Source organism: Paraconexibacter antarcticus, assembly GCF_024220175.1.
Lineage (GTDB): Bacteria > Actinomycetota > Thermoleophilia > Solirubrobacterales > Solirubrobacteraceae > Paraconexibacter > Paraconexibacter antarcticus.
In genome coordinates this window covers 258,973-276,482 of record NZ_CP098502.1, presented here as the reverse complement: position 1 = coordinate 276,482, position 17,510 = coordinate 258,973, and the positions used below count along the sequence as shown (strand labels likewise).

Genomic DNA, 17,510 nt, shown 5'->3' with positions numbered 1-17,510 from the left:
GAGGGTGACCTCCTGAGCAGAGCCGCGGTCGCCGCGAACGACCGCTTTCAAGCCCTGCTTGGGAGGTCACTCCACTTCAGACCCCGGATGGATCGGTGGATCGAGGGTTAGTGGTCCTCGTGCGGGTGATCATGGTGGTGGGGGGAGTCCTGCTCGTCGATCGGGTCGCCGGGGTCGGCCTTGATGGTCTGAATCGACTGCCAGGTGATGCGCAGGATCACTGCGGTGATGACCAGGCCGATGATCGGGTCGCCAAGCTTGAAGCCGAGCGCGACGAGTGCGGCGCTGGCGAGGACGGCCAGGGAGACGAATCCGTCGGTGCGGGCGTGGTAGCCGTCGGCGACCAGGGCTGGGCTGTTCAGGCGGCGTCCGGCGCGTAGGCGGACCTGGGCGGCGATCTCGTTGCCGACGAAGCCGATCGCGCCCGCTGCGGCGAGGGCCCAGAGATGGTCGAGGGTCTGCGGGTGGATGAGCCGGTTGACCGCCTCAGCGGAGGCGACGCAGGCGCTGATGAAGATCGTGGCCACGACGAAGTAGCCGGCGCGTTTCTCGGCGACGAACGAGCGCAGCAGGAACGCGATGCCCAGCGGGATCGCGGTCAGTGCGTCACCCAAGTTGTGGATCAGATCGGCCAGCAGCGCGACGCTTCCGGTGCTGAGGAAGATCGCGGTCTGGGCGAGCGCGGTGGCGAGCAGGACGGCGAGGCTGACACCGACGGTCCGCAGGCCGTCACGCGAGCTGGTGATCGAGCGGTCGACGAGCCCGTGAGAGTGCCCATGCCCGGCGCCGTCGTGGCTGTGCCCGCTCCCATGTCCATGAGGCTTCGTGGCGGCGCTCATGCGACGGCCTGCCGCGCGGACTCGTGCTGGCGGGCGAGGCCGAGCCGGACGTGTTCGACGTGCGCCACGGCCTGGGTCAGCAGCTCGCCGACGTGATCGTCGTGCAGGGTGTAGACGACGCGGCGGCCGGCACGCTCGCCAACGACCAAGCCCAGGTGGCGCAAGACCCGCAGCTGTTGGGAGACCGCCGAGATCTCCATGCCGACCGCGTCGGCGAGCTCACTGACGGACGCGTCGCCTCGATGCAGCCGGGCCATGATCCGCAGACGGCTAGGGGCGGCGAGCGCCTGCATGCTCTCTGCCGTAGCGCGCGCGTAGCCGGGGTCATCCAGTAGGCGGTCGATGTCGGTGTGGCCATGTGCCATGCAGCCAAATATACTCGCATGATCTTTCAACTGTTCAATACTGCGCGCATCGTTCCGAGCCGGACCCGCTCCGGCCGATGGGCGGATGGCTCGGCGATGAGGTGAGGTCCAGCACGCGCCCACCGGCGTCGGTGCTGCGGCGTAGGGGGCTCGCGCTGGAGTACGCGACGCTTGGCTGGAACGCCGTTGGCACGGTCGTGGTGATCGTCGCCGCGTTGGGCTCCGGGTCGGTCGCGCTCGCCGGGTTCGGACTGGACTCGCTGATCGAGATCGGCGCCTCCACCGTCGTCATCTGGCAACTCCGCGACACCGCTGGCGGCCGCGAGCGCCGCGCGCTACGACTGATCGGTGGTGCGTTCGTGGCACTGGCGTTTTACATCGCCGCGCAGGCCGCGTACACCGTGATCCACGCAAGCCATCCCGAGCAGTCGAACTTGGGGATCGCGTGGACGGCGATGACGTGCGTGGTGATGCTCGCACTCGCAGTAGGGAAAAGGCGCACTGGGCGCGCGCTCGGCAATCGTGTGCTGCAGGCCGAGGCCCGCATCACAGTGATCGACGCCGGCCTGGCCGCGGCGGTGCTCGTCGGGCTCCTCGCCAACGCCGCGCTTGGGTGGTGGTGGGCAGATCCGCTGGCCGGCTTGGTGATGGTCTACTACGGACTCCACGAAGGCCGCCAAGCGCTGGGGCACGGCCCTTGAGGTGTAGGCAGCGTGCCCGTGACGGCGCGCGTTATGTCGTATCTCCGTGGACACTCTCGTCGACTTCGACGAAGAGGTCGAGGAGCATGATGCGGGTCCCTTCCATCGCGGCGCTCCACGCGGCGCGGAGGAGCGCGTTGGCGAGGTCGCGCTGTTCGCCAGGGGTGAGGACCTCGAGGTCGATCAGGAGAGGTCGCATGCGGACCTCGCGGTATGCGCTCCGTCGTTGCTCATCTCTGAAGCTAAGAGGGGCGGCCGGGGTTGTTGGCCCCCTGCCGTTCGCCCTCGGCGCTCGTTGGCGATTCGAGTTCGCTCTGCATCTGCAGGAGGCGAATGCGGGCTTTTGCCTTACGCAGGGTCTTGGCGACGTTGGTGTAGGTGCGGCCGCCCGTCAACTCGGCGATCTCGGTGTAGGAGTGGCCGGCGACGTGGAGGGTGAGATCCCGGCGTTGGCGCTCGGGGAGCGTGGAGAGGGCGTGGAGGGCTTCGCGTGCGAGCAGTTGTTTCTCGAGCGCGTTTGGATCGGCCGATGCTTGGCATCGGTCGCTGGTGGCATCGAGGCGTGCGTCGCGTCGCTCGATGTGGGACAGCCGGTAGACCTCGTTGATCGCGACGCGGCGCAGCCACGCGAAGGTTGCAAGTCGTTCCGGTTGGGTGCGGAGCAGGGTCATCCAGGCCATTTGGCAGGCGTCTTCGATGAGTTCGCGTGGTGCGCGCACACTGCGTGCGACGGCGCGCTCGAGGTCGCGGTGGTGGCGGCGGTAGAGCTCGCCTTCGTCGCCACGTGGTGGTGGTGGCGTGGTGTGGGTCGGGGGCTGCATGCGCCCCGTCCCGGGCGAGCCCGGCCGGCGCGACGTTGCGCTGCGGATCGTTTCACCGCAGCGCCGCCGGCCGGGTTTGCCCGACCATGCGGGGCGTGCAGTCCCCGACCCGCTACGCGGCTGCGGCCTCGTTCGCCGCGGCGTCGGGCTGGGTCTCGAGCGCGTCCTCGATGCGGCGGGCGAGCGTGTCGATCGTCCCGGCGTAGGCGCGGATCGCGTCCAGCGCACCGTCTTCCCCCCAGCCCGCGATGTAGGGAATCGACTCGCCGCCGACGTCGAGTCCGACGGAGGAGCAGACGATGTAGGTGACGCAGTCGACGAGGACCTCGGCTTGCTCGCGGCCGTACTCGGCGTACCCGACGCCGAGCCCATGTGCAATCTCGTGGGTGAGCGTGCGGACCTGGCTATTGGCCGGCCCGGCGGCGATGACGATCTGCTTGGCCTTCGGGTCACACCAGCCGCCGGGGCCGCCGTCGGGGAGGTCGCGGATCTCCACGGTGTAGCCGAGCTCGCAGGCGAGGGCGGTCAAGGGTGCGATCAGGTGTCGGTGGCTGTCGCCGGTGATCGGCTCCGCGGGCGGCTGCAGCGGGACAGGGTCCTTGCCCGGGAGCGGGTCGGTCATGCAGACATCGAAGACCGGGACGGTGCGGAAGAAGATGCGCTTCTCGCCCGTGTTCTCGCCGCTCCGGTCGCGCTGCTTGACCGGGCACGGCGCGAGGATTTTGATGGCCTTGGATCCTTTCCGGACGCACCTGTTGAGGTCCAGGAAGGCGCGAAAGCCGGCGACGTAGGTCGGGGTGATCCCGCGGCTCCAGCAGTCCACGGCGATGAGCAGCTGGTTTGAGACGCTGTACCTGGCGAGGCCGTTGGTTCCTCGGACCTTGATCCAGCGCTGCCAGCCGTCGGTGGTCAACAGCGCGCGGGCGGCCTGCTCGAGGCGGTCGCGGTCGGCGGCCCGGCGGGCGTCGCGCTCGGCGTCGGTCAACGGCGTGCGGGTGGGTCGACGAGGCATGCTCGCTCTCCTGTGCTCGGGTGGCCGGCGCCGGGTGCGCGGGCCGATCTCCCGCCACCCGCACGCCCGCCAGGGCGTGCCACCATCGGGTGGCGGTCGGCCCTTGCACCCGTGGCCCCGGCTACTCGGCGTCGACCGGGTCCTCCTCCACCGTGGAGTCGCTGACGCTGGCGGGCTCGTCCCTGGCGGCGGTCGCGGCCTTTTCGTACTCGGCGTGGGCGCGCGTGACCGCCTGCTCGAGCTTGGTCAGTGTCGTTGGCACGTGCGGACCGGCGAGCTTGCGCAGGGCCTTGGCGGCGTGGTCCTTGTGGGAGCTCCAGCGGATGGCGGGGGTGCGCTGGCTTGCGGGGAGGACGAGCCGGGTGGCGTGTTGCTCGGCGGCGATCACGACCAAGGCGCGGCCGTAGAGCTCGCCGGCGGTTTTGGCGCCGTCGAGGAACTTCCACAGCCACGCGATCGCGGCCTGCGGATCGCGGTGCTCGCCGTAGTCGATCCGCAGGCGGCCGCGGCTTCCGTCCTTGCGGGTCTTGGTGATGTCGGTGCGCAGGTCCTCGATGACGAGGCGGATCCCACTCGCGGCGATTCGTGCGATCCGCTCGCCGGTCTGGGTGTAGGGGGAGCTGTCGTGGTCGGCCCCGAGGAGGGCGTAGACGAAGAACCGTGCGACGTTCAGGTCACTGGGGTCGACGGCCGCGAGCTCGTGCATGAGCGCGTGGCCGAGGTCGGTGTTGGCGTTGTGGGCCTGGTCTGCGAGGTCACGCAGCCGGGTGTCCCGTTCGCGCTTGGCGACGGTGACCGGGTCCGCGGGCTCCGTGCTCGAGCGCGTCTGCTTCTTGGCCTGGGCGGCTTGGGCGACCCGCGCTTCCAGGTCGGTGAGGGTGCGCGCTACGGCGTCCTTGATGAGCTCGCGGTAGAGCGGGCGGTCGACGATGATCGGGCGGCCGCGCTCGAACTCGATCAGGACGCCGGCGGCGCGGGCGCGGTCGACGTCCTCGTCGGTGAAGCGCACGGTCGGCGGTCCGTAGCTGTAGCGGTCCAGCTGCTTGTGGAGCTTCTCGGCGTCGGCGTAGGCGGTGTCGGTCTTCTTGCCCAGGCGCAGCTCGGTGATCTCGTGCGGGTTTGCCGTGTGCAGGTAGGCGGCGAAGACGCGCTTGTCGGTGGTGTGCGTCATCGCGGCGTCGAGCACCCATCCGGGCTCGCGCACGAGGCGCTCGGCGGCCCAGGCGTTGCCGTCATCCAGGTAGGAGATGACGGCGTCGAGCAGTCCGGGAGCGACGGCCCCGATCGCACGGAGCTGATCGACGGCGGCCAGGTGGATGACGCCGTCGCCGATGAGCTGCTGGGCGCGGTCGGGGAGCTCGAGGATCTTCACGCGGGCGGTGACGCGGGCCTTGGGCCAGCCGAGGGCTTGGGCGGTGCCGTCCTCGCTGAAGCCGCGGGCGAGCATCGCGCGGACGGCTTTGGCTTCCTCGTAGGGGTTGAGCTGTTTGCGGGTGATGTTCTCCACGGCGCGGTCGGCGTCTTCGTTGTCGGCGTCGCGGACGACGACCGGGACCTCGGTCAGGCCGAGGGAGCGGGCGGCGGCCATGCGGTGGAACCCGGCGACGAGCTCGAAGCCGTCCTCGTGCTGGCGCACGACGAGCGGGACGAGGATGCCCTGCAGCTGGATCGATCCGGCGAGCGCCTTGACGTGCTCGGCGTCGAGCGTGCGCACGTTGTCGGGGACGTTGATCTCCTCGGGCGCGAGGTGGTGTGCGGCGTGGTTGGCGGTGGCGGCCATCGGGTCCTCCTGGACCTCGGGGCCCGCCCCGGTGGCGGGCCGATCCCCCGCCACCCCGCACGCCGTCAGGCGTGCCACCCTCGGGTGGCGGGTCGGCCCGCCGGCGGGCGGAGCCCGGTTAGGACGAAAGCCGGTCGCGGTCCCTGCGCAGGTGCAGGGACCGGAGCTGCGCGGCGGTCTTGCCGATGAGGTCGCCTTCGCAGATGAGGATCTCGTCGGCGTACCACGCGAACGCTTCGCCTTCGGTTGCGTCGCTCCAGCGCACGACGGCTCGGCGGGTGCCGTGGGACCCGAGCGGGAGGTCCTCGAAGCGGAGGACCTCCGTGACGATCGGGGCGGGCTGGGCGGTCACGACGTCGACCTTACCGAGGGCGCGGATGTGGTTTCGCGGGCGCGCATCGCCTCGTAGAACGCCAGGACGGTGCGTAGCTGGCAGGCGGCGTCGTCGCCGAACTCTGCGGCGGCGGCGAGCAGGTCGTGGGCCTGTGGTGGGGCTCCCGTCTCGCGGCGCTCCAGGTAGCGACCGAGGAGCGTGACGATGACTTCTTCGCGTTCGTCGAGGTCGGCGCGCTCGGCCGGGTCGGGGTAGTCGCCGCTGGTCATGACGCCTGGGCTGCGAGGTGGTCGAGGCAGATGGTCTCGGCGGGGATGGCGTCCCAGTGGGCGGCCTGCTGGAGGTAGTCGGCGACGATCGCCTCGAGCTCGCCCATCGAGGTCAGGCCGCGTTCGATGAGGTAGCGGCGCCCGCCGTCGTGTGCGGGGATGTCGGTGAGGCGCACGCGGCCGTCGACGCGCTGTCCGCAGATCAGGCGGTCGCCGGCGCTGATCTCGTAGCGGGCGAGGACGACGCGGTCGTTCGTCGCGCCGCGGGGCTGGGTGTGGGTGCTCATGAGCGCTTGCTCCAGGTCGCGCTGGATCCGTAGCCGGTGACTTCGTCGTCGGTGTGGCGGCTGTCGCCGCCGAACTGCTCGGCCATGTCGCGGCTGGTCTGCAGGTGCTCGCGGCGGGCGGTGTCGCGGTCCAGGTCGCGTTCGCGGCCGGAGGCGAGGGCCTTCAGGCGCTGGATCTCCGCGGAGGCTTCGCGGCGCGTTGTGGGGTAGGTGAACGTCTGGCCGAGGCGGTCGGCGAGGTCGCGCAGGTAACGCATCTGCTTCGCGGTGGGCTTGGGCGGGGCCGCCGGGTCCTGAGGTGGGCGGGTCTGTGTGGTGTGGGTGCTGGGCATGGCCACGCAGAAGCGGGCCGGCGTGCGGCTGTGGGTCCCGGGTGCGAACGCACGCGCCGGCTTCCGGTCGCCGTCAGGCGTCCTTCGCACCACCCAGTTCCGCCTCGTCCCGTTCAGGGCGGTTCGTGGTGCGATGAAGCCGGTGCGGCGGATTGCACCCTGGGGCCTGACAGCCGTGCGACGGTCTGCTTGCGTTGTGCCGATGCCCGGGCGCCCGCACCCGCGCAGGTCGCCGCGATCAGTGCTCGGCTGTTCCCTGCCCCGATGCGCGGTGGATGCGCCGCGCGACTCCGCTCAGAGCGAGGTCTTGGGGGTTACCGGCCGGCTGCGCGCAGGCGCTCGGCGATCCGGCGCAGTGAGGCCACCCGACGTTCGACTTCGGCGCGGCGGGGAGCGTTGCGCGCCTGCATCGCGCGAGCGAGTTCGGTGACCGAGGTCGGCGGTTCGGTGGTGGGTGTCGGGTGCGTGGCCACGGTGTCGTTCAGGTTAGGGGCGATTGGCGATGGCGTCGAGACGCTCGGCGATGACGAGCACGACGTTGGCGAGCTCGTCGAGCTGGGTTTGTAGGTCGGCGACGGCGCGGGCGGTGTCGTCGGCGGCCTCGGCTTCGTAGCGCAGCCCGCTGGTGGACAGCTCGACGGGCAGGTGTCCGCTGCCGGCTCGAACGACGACGGTGAGCACGGCGACGCTGACGACGACGAGTGCCAGCACGCGCTCGGCGTGAAGCAGGACCACCGAGCCCAGCGCGATCCCGGGCAGCTGCCCGGGCGTGCCCTCGAGCACGGTCACGACCGTGCTCGTGATGAGGAGCACGACGGCGCCCAGGATGAGCGTCCGTCTCATGCGCGTGCTGCCCGACGGTGGTGCGACGCCCACAGGCGCCGCGCGCGGACGTAAACGATCGCTGCAGCGATGTGACGGCGCGCGATCTGCCGGATGCTCGGCCTGCGTTCGCGCGTCTTGGCGCGGGCGGCGCGCCATTGCGCGATCGTCACCCCCGCCGGGATGTCGCAGTGCACGTATCGGAACGCGCGCTCGTCGAGTCGGTCGGTCACCGGACCGGGTCCAGTCCGAAGAGGCGGCGCAGCTCGGTGCGGAGCTTGAGGAACTGCTCACCGGTGGTGGCGTAGCCGTAGAGCGGTGCGGCGAGGTCGTAGATCGTGCCGCCGCGCCGGCAGCGCCCGTAGCAGTACCAGCCACGCTCCGGGGTGGCGTACACGTGCAGGCTCGGGTGACGGTCCTCGTGGAACGGGCATCTGACTTTGCGGTGGCGCGGGACCTGTACGCCGAGGAGCCGCCGCACGTAGACGTCGGGCGCGATCGACTGCAGCGGATCGTCACCGTCGCGAGCGACAGTCGCCGGGGCCAACGGCCCGGGCGGGTCGGCGAGGCCGCCGACGACGTCCGCCGCCGCGACGCGGCGGTCGGTGTCGAAGGCGAGCGCGTCAACACGGGTGGGTGGCTGGTGCTTGTGTGACCAGGTCGCGGGGACGCGGAGGATGCGGGCGGCGTCGGCTGACGCGGGGTCGGCGCCGAGCGCGTGCGCGAGGCGCCGGTTGCCGCGCTCGACCTCGTCGCGGGCGATCGGCTCGGTCAGCGGCCAGTAGGCGTGGCAGTTGGAGCCGGTGCCCGACGCGATGACGATCGCGGGAGCGGGGTCGAATGCGCGGAGCGCGTCGACGGCGCCGGTGCCGTCGCAGTCGGCCCAGAGGACGTGGGCGTGGCGAACGGCGTCGCGTCCGCCGTGGCGGCGGGTGCGCGGCGCGCAGCCGACGTACACGTCGGTGCGACGGCCGAGCGCGATCGCCCGGGTCGCCAGCCCTCGGGCGCGGGAGGGCCGGTCGAAGACCTGGCCCATCCGCTGCCCGTCCTCGAGGCGGTAGCGCAGCTCGAGCAGCTGACCGGCGCTGCCGCGGCCGGCGAGGACGGAGAGAAACCGGATGACGGTCTCATGGCGGGTGAGGGGATTGGTGGTCATGACGTTCACCGGTGGAAGTCGTCGGGCCCGCGGCCGTGCTGCGCCGCGGGCCCGCGATGTGTCTCAGGCGGCCGGGTTGGCCTCGCGCGCTTCGTCGCCGTTGGCGGCGGGCTGTTCGGGCGACGGCTCGGGGCTGGCCTGAGCGTTGGTGCGGTTGCGGCTGGCGAGGAACTCGACGCGCTCGGCGACGATGTAGACGCGGGAGGCGTAGCTGCCGTCCTGGGTCTGGAACTCGTCGAACAGCAGGCGCCCGTCGAGCGCGATCTCGCGCCCCGCCTTCAGGTACTGCGCGCAGGCTGAGGCCTGAGCGTCGAAGCACTTCACGTCGAAGTACCCGTCGTGGCCCTGCTTGCCCGCGCGCTTGACGGCGATGCGCAGCGTGCAGATCGAGGTGCCGTTCTCGGTCTCCAGGAACTTCGGGTCCTTAGAAGCTGTCTCAATACCTCGGCGGGGAGGGCTTGGGGGCGGCGTGGCGAACGTAGCCAGGGAGACATAACCCTGGCTGTGGAGGTGGCTGGTGGCCGCGTCGATGTGGAAGGTCCGCGACGAGCTTTGGGAGGTCGCGGCACCGCTGCTTCCGGTGCACCGACCTGATCCTCGGGGCGGGCGGCCGCGCGTGGATGATCGGGTGTGCTTCAACGCGATCGTGTTCGTGTTGTTCACCGGGATCGCGTGGCAGCATCTGCCCCGTGAGGTCGGCTGCTCGCCGGCGACCGCGCACCGCCGCCTGGCCGAGTGGCAGGCCGCCGGGGTGTTCCACCGACTCCATCAGGAACTGCTGCGCCGACTGAACACCGCCGGGCGGATCGACTGGTCCACCGGGGTTGTCGACGGCAGCCATGTCCGTGCTCTTCAAGGGGGCCTTGACCGGGCCCTCGCCGGTTGACCGTGCCCGCACCGGGTCAAAGCACCACCTGCTGACCGACAGTCACGGCATTCCGCTGGCGATCAGCCTGACCGGCGGCAACCGCAACGACGTCACCCAGTTGCTGCCGCTCGTCGACGGCGTCGGCCCGGTCCGCGGGAAGGTCGGCCGCCCCAGGACCCGCCCCGACAAGGTCCTCGCCGACCGCGGCTATGACCACGACAAGTACCGCCGCGAACTGTGGAAACGCGGCGTGAAGCCGGTCATCGCCCGTCGCGGGGTCGAGCACGGCTCACACCTGGGCCGCGAGCGCTGGGTCGTCGAGCGGACCTTCGCGTGGCTGCACAACCTGCGCCGGCTGCGGATCCGCTACGAACGCTCCGGTGAGCTGCACCTGGCGTTCATGCTGCTCGGCTGCGCCGTGGTCTGCCAGCGCAAGCTCGCTGAGTGACGGTCACTCACCATCGTCATCGAAGGCGCGACGGCCGTACTGATCGGGGATCGAGCCCCACCCCCAGATCGCCACCGGGCCCGGGGGCACCGGCCCGTACTCCTCGGCGGGGTCGGCCTTCTCTGGAAGCACGGTGCAGTGGTGCTGCCAGTTGTCGCCGAAGTCAAAGACGTACTCAAACTCATCACCGGGCTTCAGCTCCCGCGCGACCTTCAGCTTCGCGTGGTCAAGCCACGTCATCTCCGGGCCGAACGAGTCGTCGGGGTAGCCGATCAGCCGCTCGTCCGCGAGCTCGAAGTTATGCAGATGCGAAAGGTCCCACCGCGCGAACGCGGAGTTGATCGCATCCGCGAACTGCTGAAACGTGTGCCCCGGACCAACGATGAAGATCCGACCCGGCGAGGGACGACACCGCACTCCACGCCCACCGACCAGGTCGACCTTGATCTGCAACCACGTCCGCGCCATCCCCGCGACAGCCTACGCAGGTATTGAGACAGCTTCTTAGTCAGGTGCCCGGTGCCGGTCCAGCGATTCATCGTGTCCTCCTTGCCCCAGTGGGGGCGGGTCGTGTGTCTGACAAGGCAGTCCCCGGCGCCAACGGCGGAGCCACTCGCGCCCCATCGCGACCACCACGCTGAGCCCGCACAGGGCTTGACGACTTGCCCACCGCCTCCGCCGGCGCCGAATATGCCGCCGTGGCAGACACACACCCCGTGTCCACCGAGCACGGGGACACGCAAGCGCTGGCCGACGGGCGCACTCGCCCGTTCACGAGGCCCAGAGAGCGGCGGCGATCCGCGGTCGCCGCGCGCCGCGGCCCGCTCGAAAGGGGGTCGCTCGCGTGCTGGCCGGCCGGGGTTGAGCGGTTGGTTGTCGTGGTCCCTCCCATGCGCCTCTGCCGCACAAGAGGGACGGGCGGGCGACCTGGCCCCCGCTAGTGTCCTGATTGATTAGTTCTGTTGCAGCGGGGGCATGGATACTTCATGCCTATCGCTGCCGCCCGTGAGATCGTGTTGACCGACCAGGAGCGCGCCGTTCTGGAGGGCTTCGCGCGGCGCCGCAAGAGCGCCCGGGGGTTGGCGCAGCGCTCACAGATCGTGTTGGAGGCGGCGGCCGGGCGGACGAACACGGAGATCGCGCAGCGGTTGCGTGTGAGCCGGCCGACGGTCACGCGGTGGCGCAACAGGTTTGTCGAGCGGCGCGTGGACGGGCTGCTGGATGAGCCGCGTCCGGGGCGCCCGCGGACGATCACCGATGAGGATGTGGAGGCGGTGGTGGTCAAGACTTTGGAGTCCACGCCCAAGGACGCCACGCACTGGTCGACGCGGTCGATGGCCAAGGAGGCCGGCCTGACGCAGAACGCGGTCCTGCGGATCTGGCACGCGTACGGGTTGCAGCCGCACCGCCAGGAGAAGTGGAAGCTGTCCAAGGATCCGTTGTTCGTCGACAAGGTCCACGACGTCGTCGGCCTCTACCTCAACCCGCCCGAAAGAGCTGTCGTGCTGTGCGTTGATGAGAAGTCCCAGATCCAGGCACTGGACCGCACCGCCCCGATCCTGCCGATGCGCCCCGGGACCCCTGAGCGCGTGACCCACGACTACAAGCGCTTCGGGACCTCAAGCCTCTACGCCGCGCTGGACGTGAGAAGCGGGCAGGTCATCAGCGCACTGCACCAGCGCCACCGCGCCGTCGAGTTCAAGAAGTTCCTTCAGCGCATCGACAAGGCCGTCCCGGCCGACCTGGACGTGCACCTGGTCCTCGACAACAGCAGCACGCACAAGACCCCGGCAATCCAGCGCTGGCTCAAAGCGCACCCCCGGTTCGTGCTGCACTTCACCCCGACCAGCAGCAGCTGGATCAACCTCGTCGAGCGCTGGTTTGCCGAGCTGACCCGCAAGCTGCTGCAGCGCTCAGCTCATCGCTCAGTTCGCAAGCTGAACATGGACATCACCAACTGGGTCGCGACCTGGAACGAGGACCCCAAACCGTTCACCTGGACCAAGAGCAGCGACGAGATCCTCGAATCCATCGCCATCCGCTGCAACGAAACTAACCGATCAGAACACTAGATGGTTCGTTCCACGGCGGGGGCGGAGGAGTCGGGTAGGCAGGTGACATAAGCAGGCAGGTCGAAGTCGGCGGTGCTATCTCGCCAACGCCGACCCTGGGGGCCTCGATGGACGCCGACCTCGACCTGCTGCTGATCGCTGTTTACTGCACCTGCGACGATCTCCTGCCTGCGAAGGGCAAGAACGCCAAACGGATCTTGACCGACGCGGAGGTCGTCACGTTGAGCGTGGCTCAGCAGGTACTGCGGATCAGCTCTGACGAGCAGTTCTGGGCGATGGCACCGCATCGCTTGGGGCACCTGTTCCCGCGACTGCCCAAGCGCCCGGGTTTCGTCAAACGCCGCCAGCGCCTGTCGGACAAAATCGAAGCGCTGATCCTCGAGTTCGCCCGCCACACCAACGGCTTTGACGACGACCTGCTCGTGGTCGACAGCACACCGGTCGAATGCGGTCGCTCGGTCGAAACGACGCGCCGCAGCGCCCTGGGCAACGCCGCGGAGTACGGCTACTGCGCCAGCCATTCCCGCTTCTTCTGGGGCTTCCGCCTGCACGGCCTGTTCGCGACCGACGGCACTCCACGCGCCCTTGCCCTGACCTCCCCGAAAACGGGCGAACGAGACGTCGCGCTGGACATGCTCGCCCGCTGCCACCGCAACGGCCCGGTCACCGTCATCGGCGACAAGGGCTACTCCGGCCGCGACTTCCACGCCCAAGCCTCCGCGCTCGGCGCCACGATCGTCCGCCCCCGACGCAAGGACGAGGCCGGCAAAGAGCCGCACCTGGCCCCGATCCGGCAATGCGTGGAATCGATCTTCTGGACATGCAAAGACATGCTCAACCTCGAGGACCACCGCGCCCGCGAGCTCCACACGCTCCGCACCCGCCTGGCCGCCAAGTTCCTCGCTCTCACCGCCGCGATCGCTCTCAACGAACGCCTCGGCCGCCCACCACGCAACCTCACTGCCTACTACGCCTGACCGATCCGTGGAACGAACCATCTAGGTGGTCCAGCGATCCGTGTCCGGCAACCGGTGCAGTCCGGCCTCGAGCTCGAGTTCGGGGACGTGCGTAAGCCACACCAGCGACCGAGCGGCGCCCTCGGTCCGGAGGTGCCGGTCACGAGGGCTCGTGATTCCCCTTAGCGCGTCGTTGAAGCCGTCGAAGATCCATCGGACGCTGTTTTTGAGGTGCTCGGCGATGTCCGTAGGTCCCAGACGGGCGGCTTGGCCGTCGCTGGCAGCAAAGAGCATCGCGGCGCTTGAGACGATGAGCTCCGCCGCCCGCGCGACAGCTACAGGCGGTGCCGCCGACGAGGCGTGGTCTGGATCCTCCTCGGCCGTGTCGATCGACGGTCCGCCGAGGAGCCAGGCGCTCGCCGCGATCGCGGCGGACAGACCTTCCCGGCCACGTCCCCCGGGTGGATCGGGGCGGCCATCGACGACGCGCGCGCTGCCGGGCGTGAGCGCCTCGACGACGAGCCCGATGCCCCAACTCGCTGCCTCACGCGCGTCGAGCCACTCGGCGCACACGGGCAACACGAGGACGCTCATCGCCGAGTCCAGCGGTGCGCGGAAACGCAGCAGGTCCTGCGCGCTGACCTCGGGTGCGACCGCGGCGTGAAGGAGCCGTCGGGCGCCGTCGCGCAGGATCGCCGCGTTGATGGGCATGAAGTCCTGAAACCGAAGCTGGAGTCCGTCGAGCGCGTGCGGATCTACGAGGGTGCGGCCGGCGGCCATGCTCCGCGCGTCCCACCCGGCGTCGTGGCTGAGCTTCGCGACCACCCGCAAGAAACGCTGGTCGGGGTCGGGGTCCATCCCCGGGTACTGATCGATCGCGGCGACCGCAGCCGCGTAGCGGCCGGCGACGTCGGCGAGATCGAGCCTTCCCTTGATCGTCCCATCGAAGACGGGGGCTCCGACGACGGCGACGTAAGCCGCGAGGTCGTCGGCATCTCGGATTGTCAGCGCCTCGCTGAAAGCACGCTGGGCGGCGTCCCGAAATCCGAGCTGGACTACCCGGACCACCGGCATGCCGTGTCGACCTAGAGCGGACTCGCTCACGCACCGAGAGTACCGGCGGAGGGAGGAGACCAAACCCCCGGTGACGACGACGTCGAGCACCCTGCGGTCGCACTCGAACGTCGCGAGATCGACCTCCCCGCGAGCCGACTTCTTCCCTCTGGCCATTCCACTCCTGCAACCTTGCCCCGACCGCTCCCCCTCGTCCTACGACGACCTCCCCCATCGACCCGTTCCGGCCCCTGATTGCTTTTTCCTTTCTTCTTCTTACTCATCCTGCTCCTGCACTGCTTCTGCCTTGCCGCCGCCCCGCCTCCGGCCCATCCCTTTCTTGCCTGGGCTGCCCTGCCTGTTTCTTTTTGCAGGTCGAGGAAGGGGGGTCCAGCGCGAAGCGGTGGACCCCCCTTCCTCGAAAGCCCAGGCCTGATGCGGGATCTGGGCCGGAGGCGGGGCGGCGACCTGTTCGTCTCCTAAGACGAACAGCAAGAGACGAACACCTAGAAACGAACACCCACCCGCGCACGCACGCAACGCACGGAGGTCTCACTCGACGCGTCAGTGGTCCGCGACTGGGGCGTCGCGGTAGCGGTCGTAGAGCACGCGCATCGCGAGGTAGGTGGTCCGGCGTCGGAAGTCTTCGTCGTCGAGCACGCCACGGAAGAAGTCGGCGGACACTTTGCCTGCGTCGAGCGCGCCGTCGATGACGAACGGCTCCTTGCCGCGCAGGAAGTCGTCGAAGTCGTTGCTCGCCGCCTGCGGTCTCAGGGTCCCTGACTGCTCGCGGTCGATGTGGTCGATGAGCGCCTGGGCCGGGTGGACTGCGTCGGCGTCGGTGAGCGATTCGCCGAAGCGCTGGTTGAAGAGCTCGACGAGCTCGCCGAGGAGCGTCACCGGGATGTCGCCTCGGCGTCCGGTGCCGTCGCCGCCGATCGCGGATCCTGGTCCGACCTCTTCGTCGCCGAGCTTGATCGTGTGGGTCGCGACCTCGGTGAGCCGGTAGTGCGTGAGCGAGACGTCGACGGAGAGCCCGCCTCCGACGCGGCGCTCCCGTAGCCGGAGGGCGAGGAAGCGCGAGAATGCGTAGAGCTTCTCGCTGCTCTCGGTGAGGTACGGGACGACCTGCGAGAGGAACGAGTAGAACCGGACGAAGCGGTCGAGGTCGTCGCGGAACTCGTCGAGCTTCTCATCGGCTAGGTCGGTGGCGCGGTCGAACGCCCCCTGGGTGCGACCCGAAAGAGCCGAGTGGTCTGGCTCGCTTACGACGAACCACGCGACAGCGAAGGCGTCGACCTCGGCCGGGTAGATGACCCCGTGGCTCAGCAGCTTCTTCTCGGCGTCGAACAGCACGTCGATGTCGGTCGGCGTCGCCTCAGTCCGACCGTAGAACGGCTCGAAATCCTTTCGGATGTGCTCGGCGTCGTTGACGAAGTCGAGCACGAACGTCTCGGTCTTCAGCGGGTGCGTCCGGTTCAGCCGTGACAGCGTCTGAACCGTGTTGACGCCGGTGAGTGTCTTGTCGACGTACATCGCCACGAGCTTGGGCTGATCGAAACCGGTCTGGTACTTCTCGGCCACGACGAGCAGCCCGTAGGCCGGCTTGTCGAACTCGTCGGGCAGCTGCTTCTCGGGCAGCGAGCGCCCGTCGACGGTGTTCATCTGCGGCTCGGTGTACTCCTCGCCGAGGTTGTCCGCTTCGGGATGGGTGATGGTCACCTCGCCCGAGAACGCGACAAGTGTCTTGGTGTCCGACCGTCGCTTGGCGATCTCTTTGTCGAGCGCGCGCTTCCACTGGACTGCCTCCTCGCGGCTGGCCGTCACGACCATCGCCTTCGCCTGTCCGCCCACGTGGGCGCGGACGATCCGCTCGTAGTGGTCGAGCACGACGACGGCCTTCTGCGCCTTGAGGTACGGATGGAACTTCGCGAAGCGCGAGAGGGCGCTTGACGCCTTTCCCTTGGGGAGCTCGACTTGGCGCTGCGCCTGGTCCTCGAGGCGCAGCATCTCCTCGTAGGTCGTGTAGTTGCGCAGGACGTCCTCGATGAAGTCCTCCTCGATGGCCTGGCGCATCGAGTAGGTGTGGAACGCGTGCTTGGTGCCGTCGGCGCCAAGTGTCCCGAAGACCTCGTTAGACCATATGGATCGGGCCGTCGCTGGCGGCGGTGGTTCTGAGTCGTCTGTCTGAGGCGGGCGGTAGAAGTGGCCGGTCCCTCGCGAAGGGTCGTGGGGTGACGTTTGAGCTGTGCGGTTGCAGCCGCGCAGCGGCCCACAACCACAGAGGAGGAGACCGGCCATGACGAAGGCTAGAAGCCTCGTTGGTCTGGACGTACACGCCGCGAAGATCGTGGCGGCGGTGCTCGATGCTGAGAGCGGCGAGCTTCAGTGGTTCGCGTTGCGCGGTGACGTGCGTGAGGCGGCCAGGTTGTGCGCCGCACTGCCCAGGCCGGTGCGGGCGGCGTATGAGGCCGGGCCGACCGGGTACGGGTTGGCGCGGGAGCTCGCGGCGCGGCAGGTGTCGTGCGTGGTCGCGGCGCCGAGCAAGATCCCGCGGGCGTCGGGTGACCGGGTGAAGACTGATCGTCGTGACGCCGAACTGCTCGTGCGTTTGCTCTGGGCGGGGAAGCTGCATCCGGTGCGGGTGCCGGGCCACGAGGAGGAGGCGCTGCGCGATCTGATCCGGGCGCGCGAGGCCGTGCGGGTGGACCTGATGCGTGCCCGCCACCGGTTGTCGAAGCTGCTGCTGCGTCACGACCATCGCTTCGATGACGGCAAGGCATGGACGCAGCGCCACCGTGACTGGCTGGATCAGGTCGACCTCGTGTGGCCCGCGGCGCAGGCGACGCTGCTGGACCTGCGCGGCGCGGCCGACGTGCTCGTGCATCGCCGCGATCAGCTCGAGGCGCAGATCACGAGGATGCTTCCGAGCTCACCGTGGGGCGTGCAGGTCGCCCGGCTGCGGTGCCTTCGCGGGATCGACACGCTCACCGCCGCCGGGCTGTGCTCGGAGGTCGGCGACTTCGCCCGGTTCGCCCGGGCCGAGCAGCTCATGAGCTACATCGGCCTGGTCCCTTCGGAGCACACCACCGGCTCAAGTCGCCGCCTCGGCTCGATCACGAAGACCGGTTCCGGGCACGCGCGCCGGCTGCTCGTCGAGGCTGCCTGGCACTACCGCAAGGCGCCGCGGGTCACCAAGGCGCTGAGCGATCGCCACGACGGGCAGCCCGCCGAAGCGGTCGCGATCGCCTGGACCGCGCAGCGGCGTCTGTATCGCACATGGAACCGCCTTGAGCAGCGCGGCAAACGCCGCACGATCATCGCCGTCGCCGCAGCGCGCGAGCTCGCCGGATTCACGTGGGCGATCGGCCAGATCGAGTGACCTGAACCCGGCG

The 17,510-nt window shown here is 69.5% G+C and carries 23 protein-coding genes; 5 read left to right on the top strand and 18 right to left on the bottom strand.

Features of this window, described 5'->3' with window-relative positions; translation table 11 throughout:
* Positions 1-107 precede the first annotated feature (107 nt).
* Both NBH00_RS01470 and NBH00_RS01465 read right to left on the bottom strand, forming a co-directional pair.
* A complete protein-coding gene (locus NBH00_RS01470) occupies positions 108-839 on the bottom strand; it encodes a cation diffusion facilitator family transporter (RefSeq protein ID WP_254571583.1) in 732 nt (243 codons plus the stop codon).
* Entirely contained in the window at positions 836-1,204 is a 369-nt protein-coding gene (locus tag NBH00_RS01465) for an ArsR/SmtB family transcription factor (protein ID WP_254571582.1), read from the bottom strand. The genes NBH00_RS01470 and NBH00_RS01465 overlap by 4 nt, the downstream gene beginning before the upstream one ends.
* 77 nt (positions 1,205-1,281) lie before the next feature.
* On the opposite strand from NBH00_RS01465, the gene NBH00_RS01460 reads away from it, so the two are divergent.
* Positions 1,282-1,905, top strand: coding sequence for a cation efflux transmembrane domain-containing protein (locus NBH00_RS01460; RefSeq protein ID WP_254571581.1), 624 nt, complete (start codon positions 1,282-1,284; stop codon positions 1,903-1,905).
* Between the two features lie 31 nt (positions 1,906-1,936).
* Here NBH00_RS01460 and NBH00_RS01455 read toward each other — a convergent pair whose 3' ends face one another.
* From NBH00_RS01455 to NBH00_RS01395, 13 genes are all read right to left on the bottom strand, one after another.
* The gene (locus tag NBH00_RS01455; RefSeq protein ID WP_254571580.1) at positions 1,937-2,104 is read right to left on the bottom strand and encodes a hypothetical protein; all 168 of its coding nucleotides are present in this window, start codon (positions 2,102-2,104) and stop codon (positions 1,937-1,939) included.
* Positions 2,105-2,147: 43 nt separating this feature from the next.
* Positions 2,148-2,726: an RNA polymerase sigma factor gene (locus NBH00_RS01450; RefSeq protein WP_254571579.1), complete on the bottom strand. Its 579-nt coding sequence runs from the start codon at positions 2,724-2,726 to the stop codon at positions 2,148-2,150.
* A gap of 112 nt (positions 2,727-2,838) precedes the next feature.
* On the bottom strand, positions 2,839-3,738 hold the full coding sequence (locus tag NBH00_RS01445) for an ArdC family protein (protein WP_254571578.1): 900 nt from the start codon (positions 3,736-3,738) through the stop codon (positions 2,839-2,841).
* A 121-nt stretch (positions 3,739-3,859) separates the two neighbouring features.
* Positions 3,860-5,518 (bottom strand): ParB/RepB/Spo0J family partition protein, encoded by a 1,659-nt coding sequence (locus tag NBH00_RS01440; protein WP_254571577.1) that lies wholly within the window; start codon positions 5,516-5,518, stop codon positions 3,860-3,862.
* 118 nt (positions 5,519-5,636) lie between these two features.
* Positions 5,637-5,870 (bottom strand): hypothetical protein, encoded by a 234-nt coding sequence (locus NBH00_RS01435; protein WP_254571576.1) that lies wholly within the window; start codon positions 5,868-5,870, stop codon positions 5,637-5,639.
* The gene (locus NBH00_RS01430; RefSeq protein WP_254571575.1) at positions 5,867-6,121 is read right to left on the bottom strand and encodes a hypothetical protein; all 255 of its coding nucleotides are present in this window, start codon (positions 6,119-6,121) and stop codon (positions 5,867-5,869) included. Before NBH00_RS01430 ends, NBH00_RS01435 begins: the two co-directional genes overlap by 4 nt.
* The gene (locus NBH00_RS01425) at positions 6,118-6,408 is read right to left on the bottom strand and encodes a hypothetical protein (protein ID WP_254571574.1); all 291 of its coding nucleotides are present in this window, start codon (positions 6,406-6,408) and stop codon (positions 6,118-6,120) included. The genes NBH00_RS01430 and NBH00_RS01425 overlap by 4 nt, the downstream gene beginning before the upstream one ends.
* On the bottom strand, positions 6,405-6,740 hold the full coding sequence (locus NBH00_RS01420; RefSeq protein ID WP_254571573.1) for a hypothetical protein: 336 nt from the start codon (positions 6,738-6,740) through the stop codon (positions 6,405-6,407). Before NBH00_RS01420 ends, NBH00_RS01425 begins: the two co-directional genes overlap by 4 nt.
* A 314-nt stretch (positions 6,741-7,054) precedes the next feature.
* The gene (locus tag NBH00_RS01415; RefSeq protein ID WP_254571572.1) at positions 7,055-7,213 is read right to left on the bottom strand and encodes a hypothetical protein; all 159 of its coding nucleotides are present in this window, start codon (positions 7,211-7,213) and stop codon (positions 7,055-7,057) included.
* 13 nt (positions 7,214-7,226) lie between these two features.
* Positions 7,227-7,583 carry a hypothetical protein gene (locus NBH00_RS01410; RefSeq protein WP_254571571.1) on the bottom strand — a complete coding sequence of 119 codons (357 nt, stop codon included), beginning with the start codon at positions 7,581-7,583 and terminating at the stop codon, positions 7,227-7,229.
* Positions 7,580-7,795 (bottom strand): hypothetical protein, encoded by a 216-nt coding sequence (locus NBH00_RS01405; protein ID WP_254571570.1) that lies wholly within the window; start codon positions 7,793-7,795, stop codon positions 7,580-7,582. The genes NBH00_RS01410 and NBH00_RS01405 overlap by 4 nt, the downstream gene beginning before the upstream one ends.
* Positions 7,792-8,718 (bottom strand): CHC2 zinc finger domain-containing protein, encoded by a 927-nt coding sequence (locus NBH00_RS01400; RefSeq protein WP_254571569.1) that lies wholly within the window; start codon positions 8,716-8,718, stop codon positions 7,792-7,794. Before NBH00_RS01400 ends, NBH00_RS01405 begins: the two co-directional genes overlap by 4 nt.
* A gap of 63 nt (positions 8,719-8,781) precedes the next feature.
* Positions 8,782-9,381: a single-stranded DNA-binding protein gene (locus NBH00_RS01395; RefSeq protein WP_254571568.1), complete on the bottom strand. Its 600-nt coding sequence runs from the start codon at positions 9,379-9,381 to the stop codon at positions 8,782-8,784.
* Between NBH00_RS01395 and NBH00_RS01390 the strand changes: the two genes are divergently transcribed.
* Positions 9,299-10,034, top strand: a protein-coding gene (locus tag NBH00_RS01390; protein ID WP_254571567.1) for an IS5 family transposase whose coding sequence is annotated in 2 segments (ribosomal slippage) — positions 9,299-9,573 and positions 9,572-10,034 — 738 coding nt in all. Because the reading frame shifts where the segments join, the coding sequence is not laid out codon by codon here. The genes NBH00_RS01395 and NBH00_RS01390 overlap by 83 nt on opposite strands.
* 3 nt (positions 10,035-10,037) lie before the next feature.
* Here NBH00_RS01390 and NBH00_RS01385 read toward each other — a convergent pair.
* Entirely contained in the window at positions 10,038-10,502 is a 465-nt protein-coding gene (locus tag NBH00_RS01385; RefSeq protein WP_254569050.1) for an IS1096 element passenger TnpR family protein, read from the bottom strand.
* A 518-nt stretch (positions 10,503-11,020) separates the two neighbouring features.
* Between NBH00_RS01385 and NBH00_RS01380 the strand changes: the two genes are divergently transcribed.
* Positions 11,021-12,106 (top strand): IS630 family transposase, encoded by a 1,086-nt coding sequence (locus NBH00_RS01380; RefSeq protein WP_254569016.1) that lies wholly within the window; start codon positions 11,021-11,023, stop codon positions 12,104-12,106.
* A gap of 107 nt (positions 12,107-12,213) precedes the next feature.
* Positions 12,214-13,083, top strand: a complete 870-nt coding sequence (locus tag NBH00_RS01375; RefSeq protein ID WP_254569017.1) for an IS982 family transposase — start codon at positions 12,214-12,216, stop codon at positions 13,081-13,083.
* 21 nt (positions 13,084-13,104) lie between these two features.
* Here NBH00_RS01375 and NBH00_RS01370 read toward each other — a convergent pair whose 3' ends face one another.
* Positions 13,105-14,226 carry a hypothetical protein gene (locus NBH00_RS01370; RefSeq protein WP_254571566.1) on the bottom strand — a complete coding sequence of 374 codons (1,122 nt, stop codon included), beginning with the start codon at positions 14,224-14,226 and terminating at the stop codon, positions 13,105-13,107.
* 453 nt (positions 14,227-14,679) lie between these two features.
* Positions 14,680-16,191, bottom strand: coding sequence for a type I restriction enzyme subunit R domain-containing protein (locus tag NBH00_RS01365; protein WP_254571565.1), 1,512 nt, complete (start codon positions 16,189-16,191; stop codon positions 14,680-14,682).
* 223 nt (positions 16,192-16,414) lie between these two features.
* Here NBH00_RS01365 and NBH00_RS01360 point away from each other — a divergent pair, with 223 nt between their 5' ends.
* On the top strand, positions 16,415-17,497 hold the full coding sequence (locus NBH00_RS01360) for an IS110 family RNA-guided transposase (RefSeq protein WP_254570847.1): 1,083 nt from the start codon (positions 16,415-16,417) through the stop codon (positions 17,495-17,497).
* The last annotated feature ends 13 nt before the right edge of the window (positions 17,498-17,510 follow it).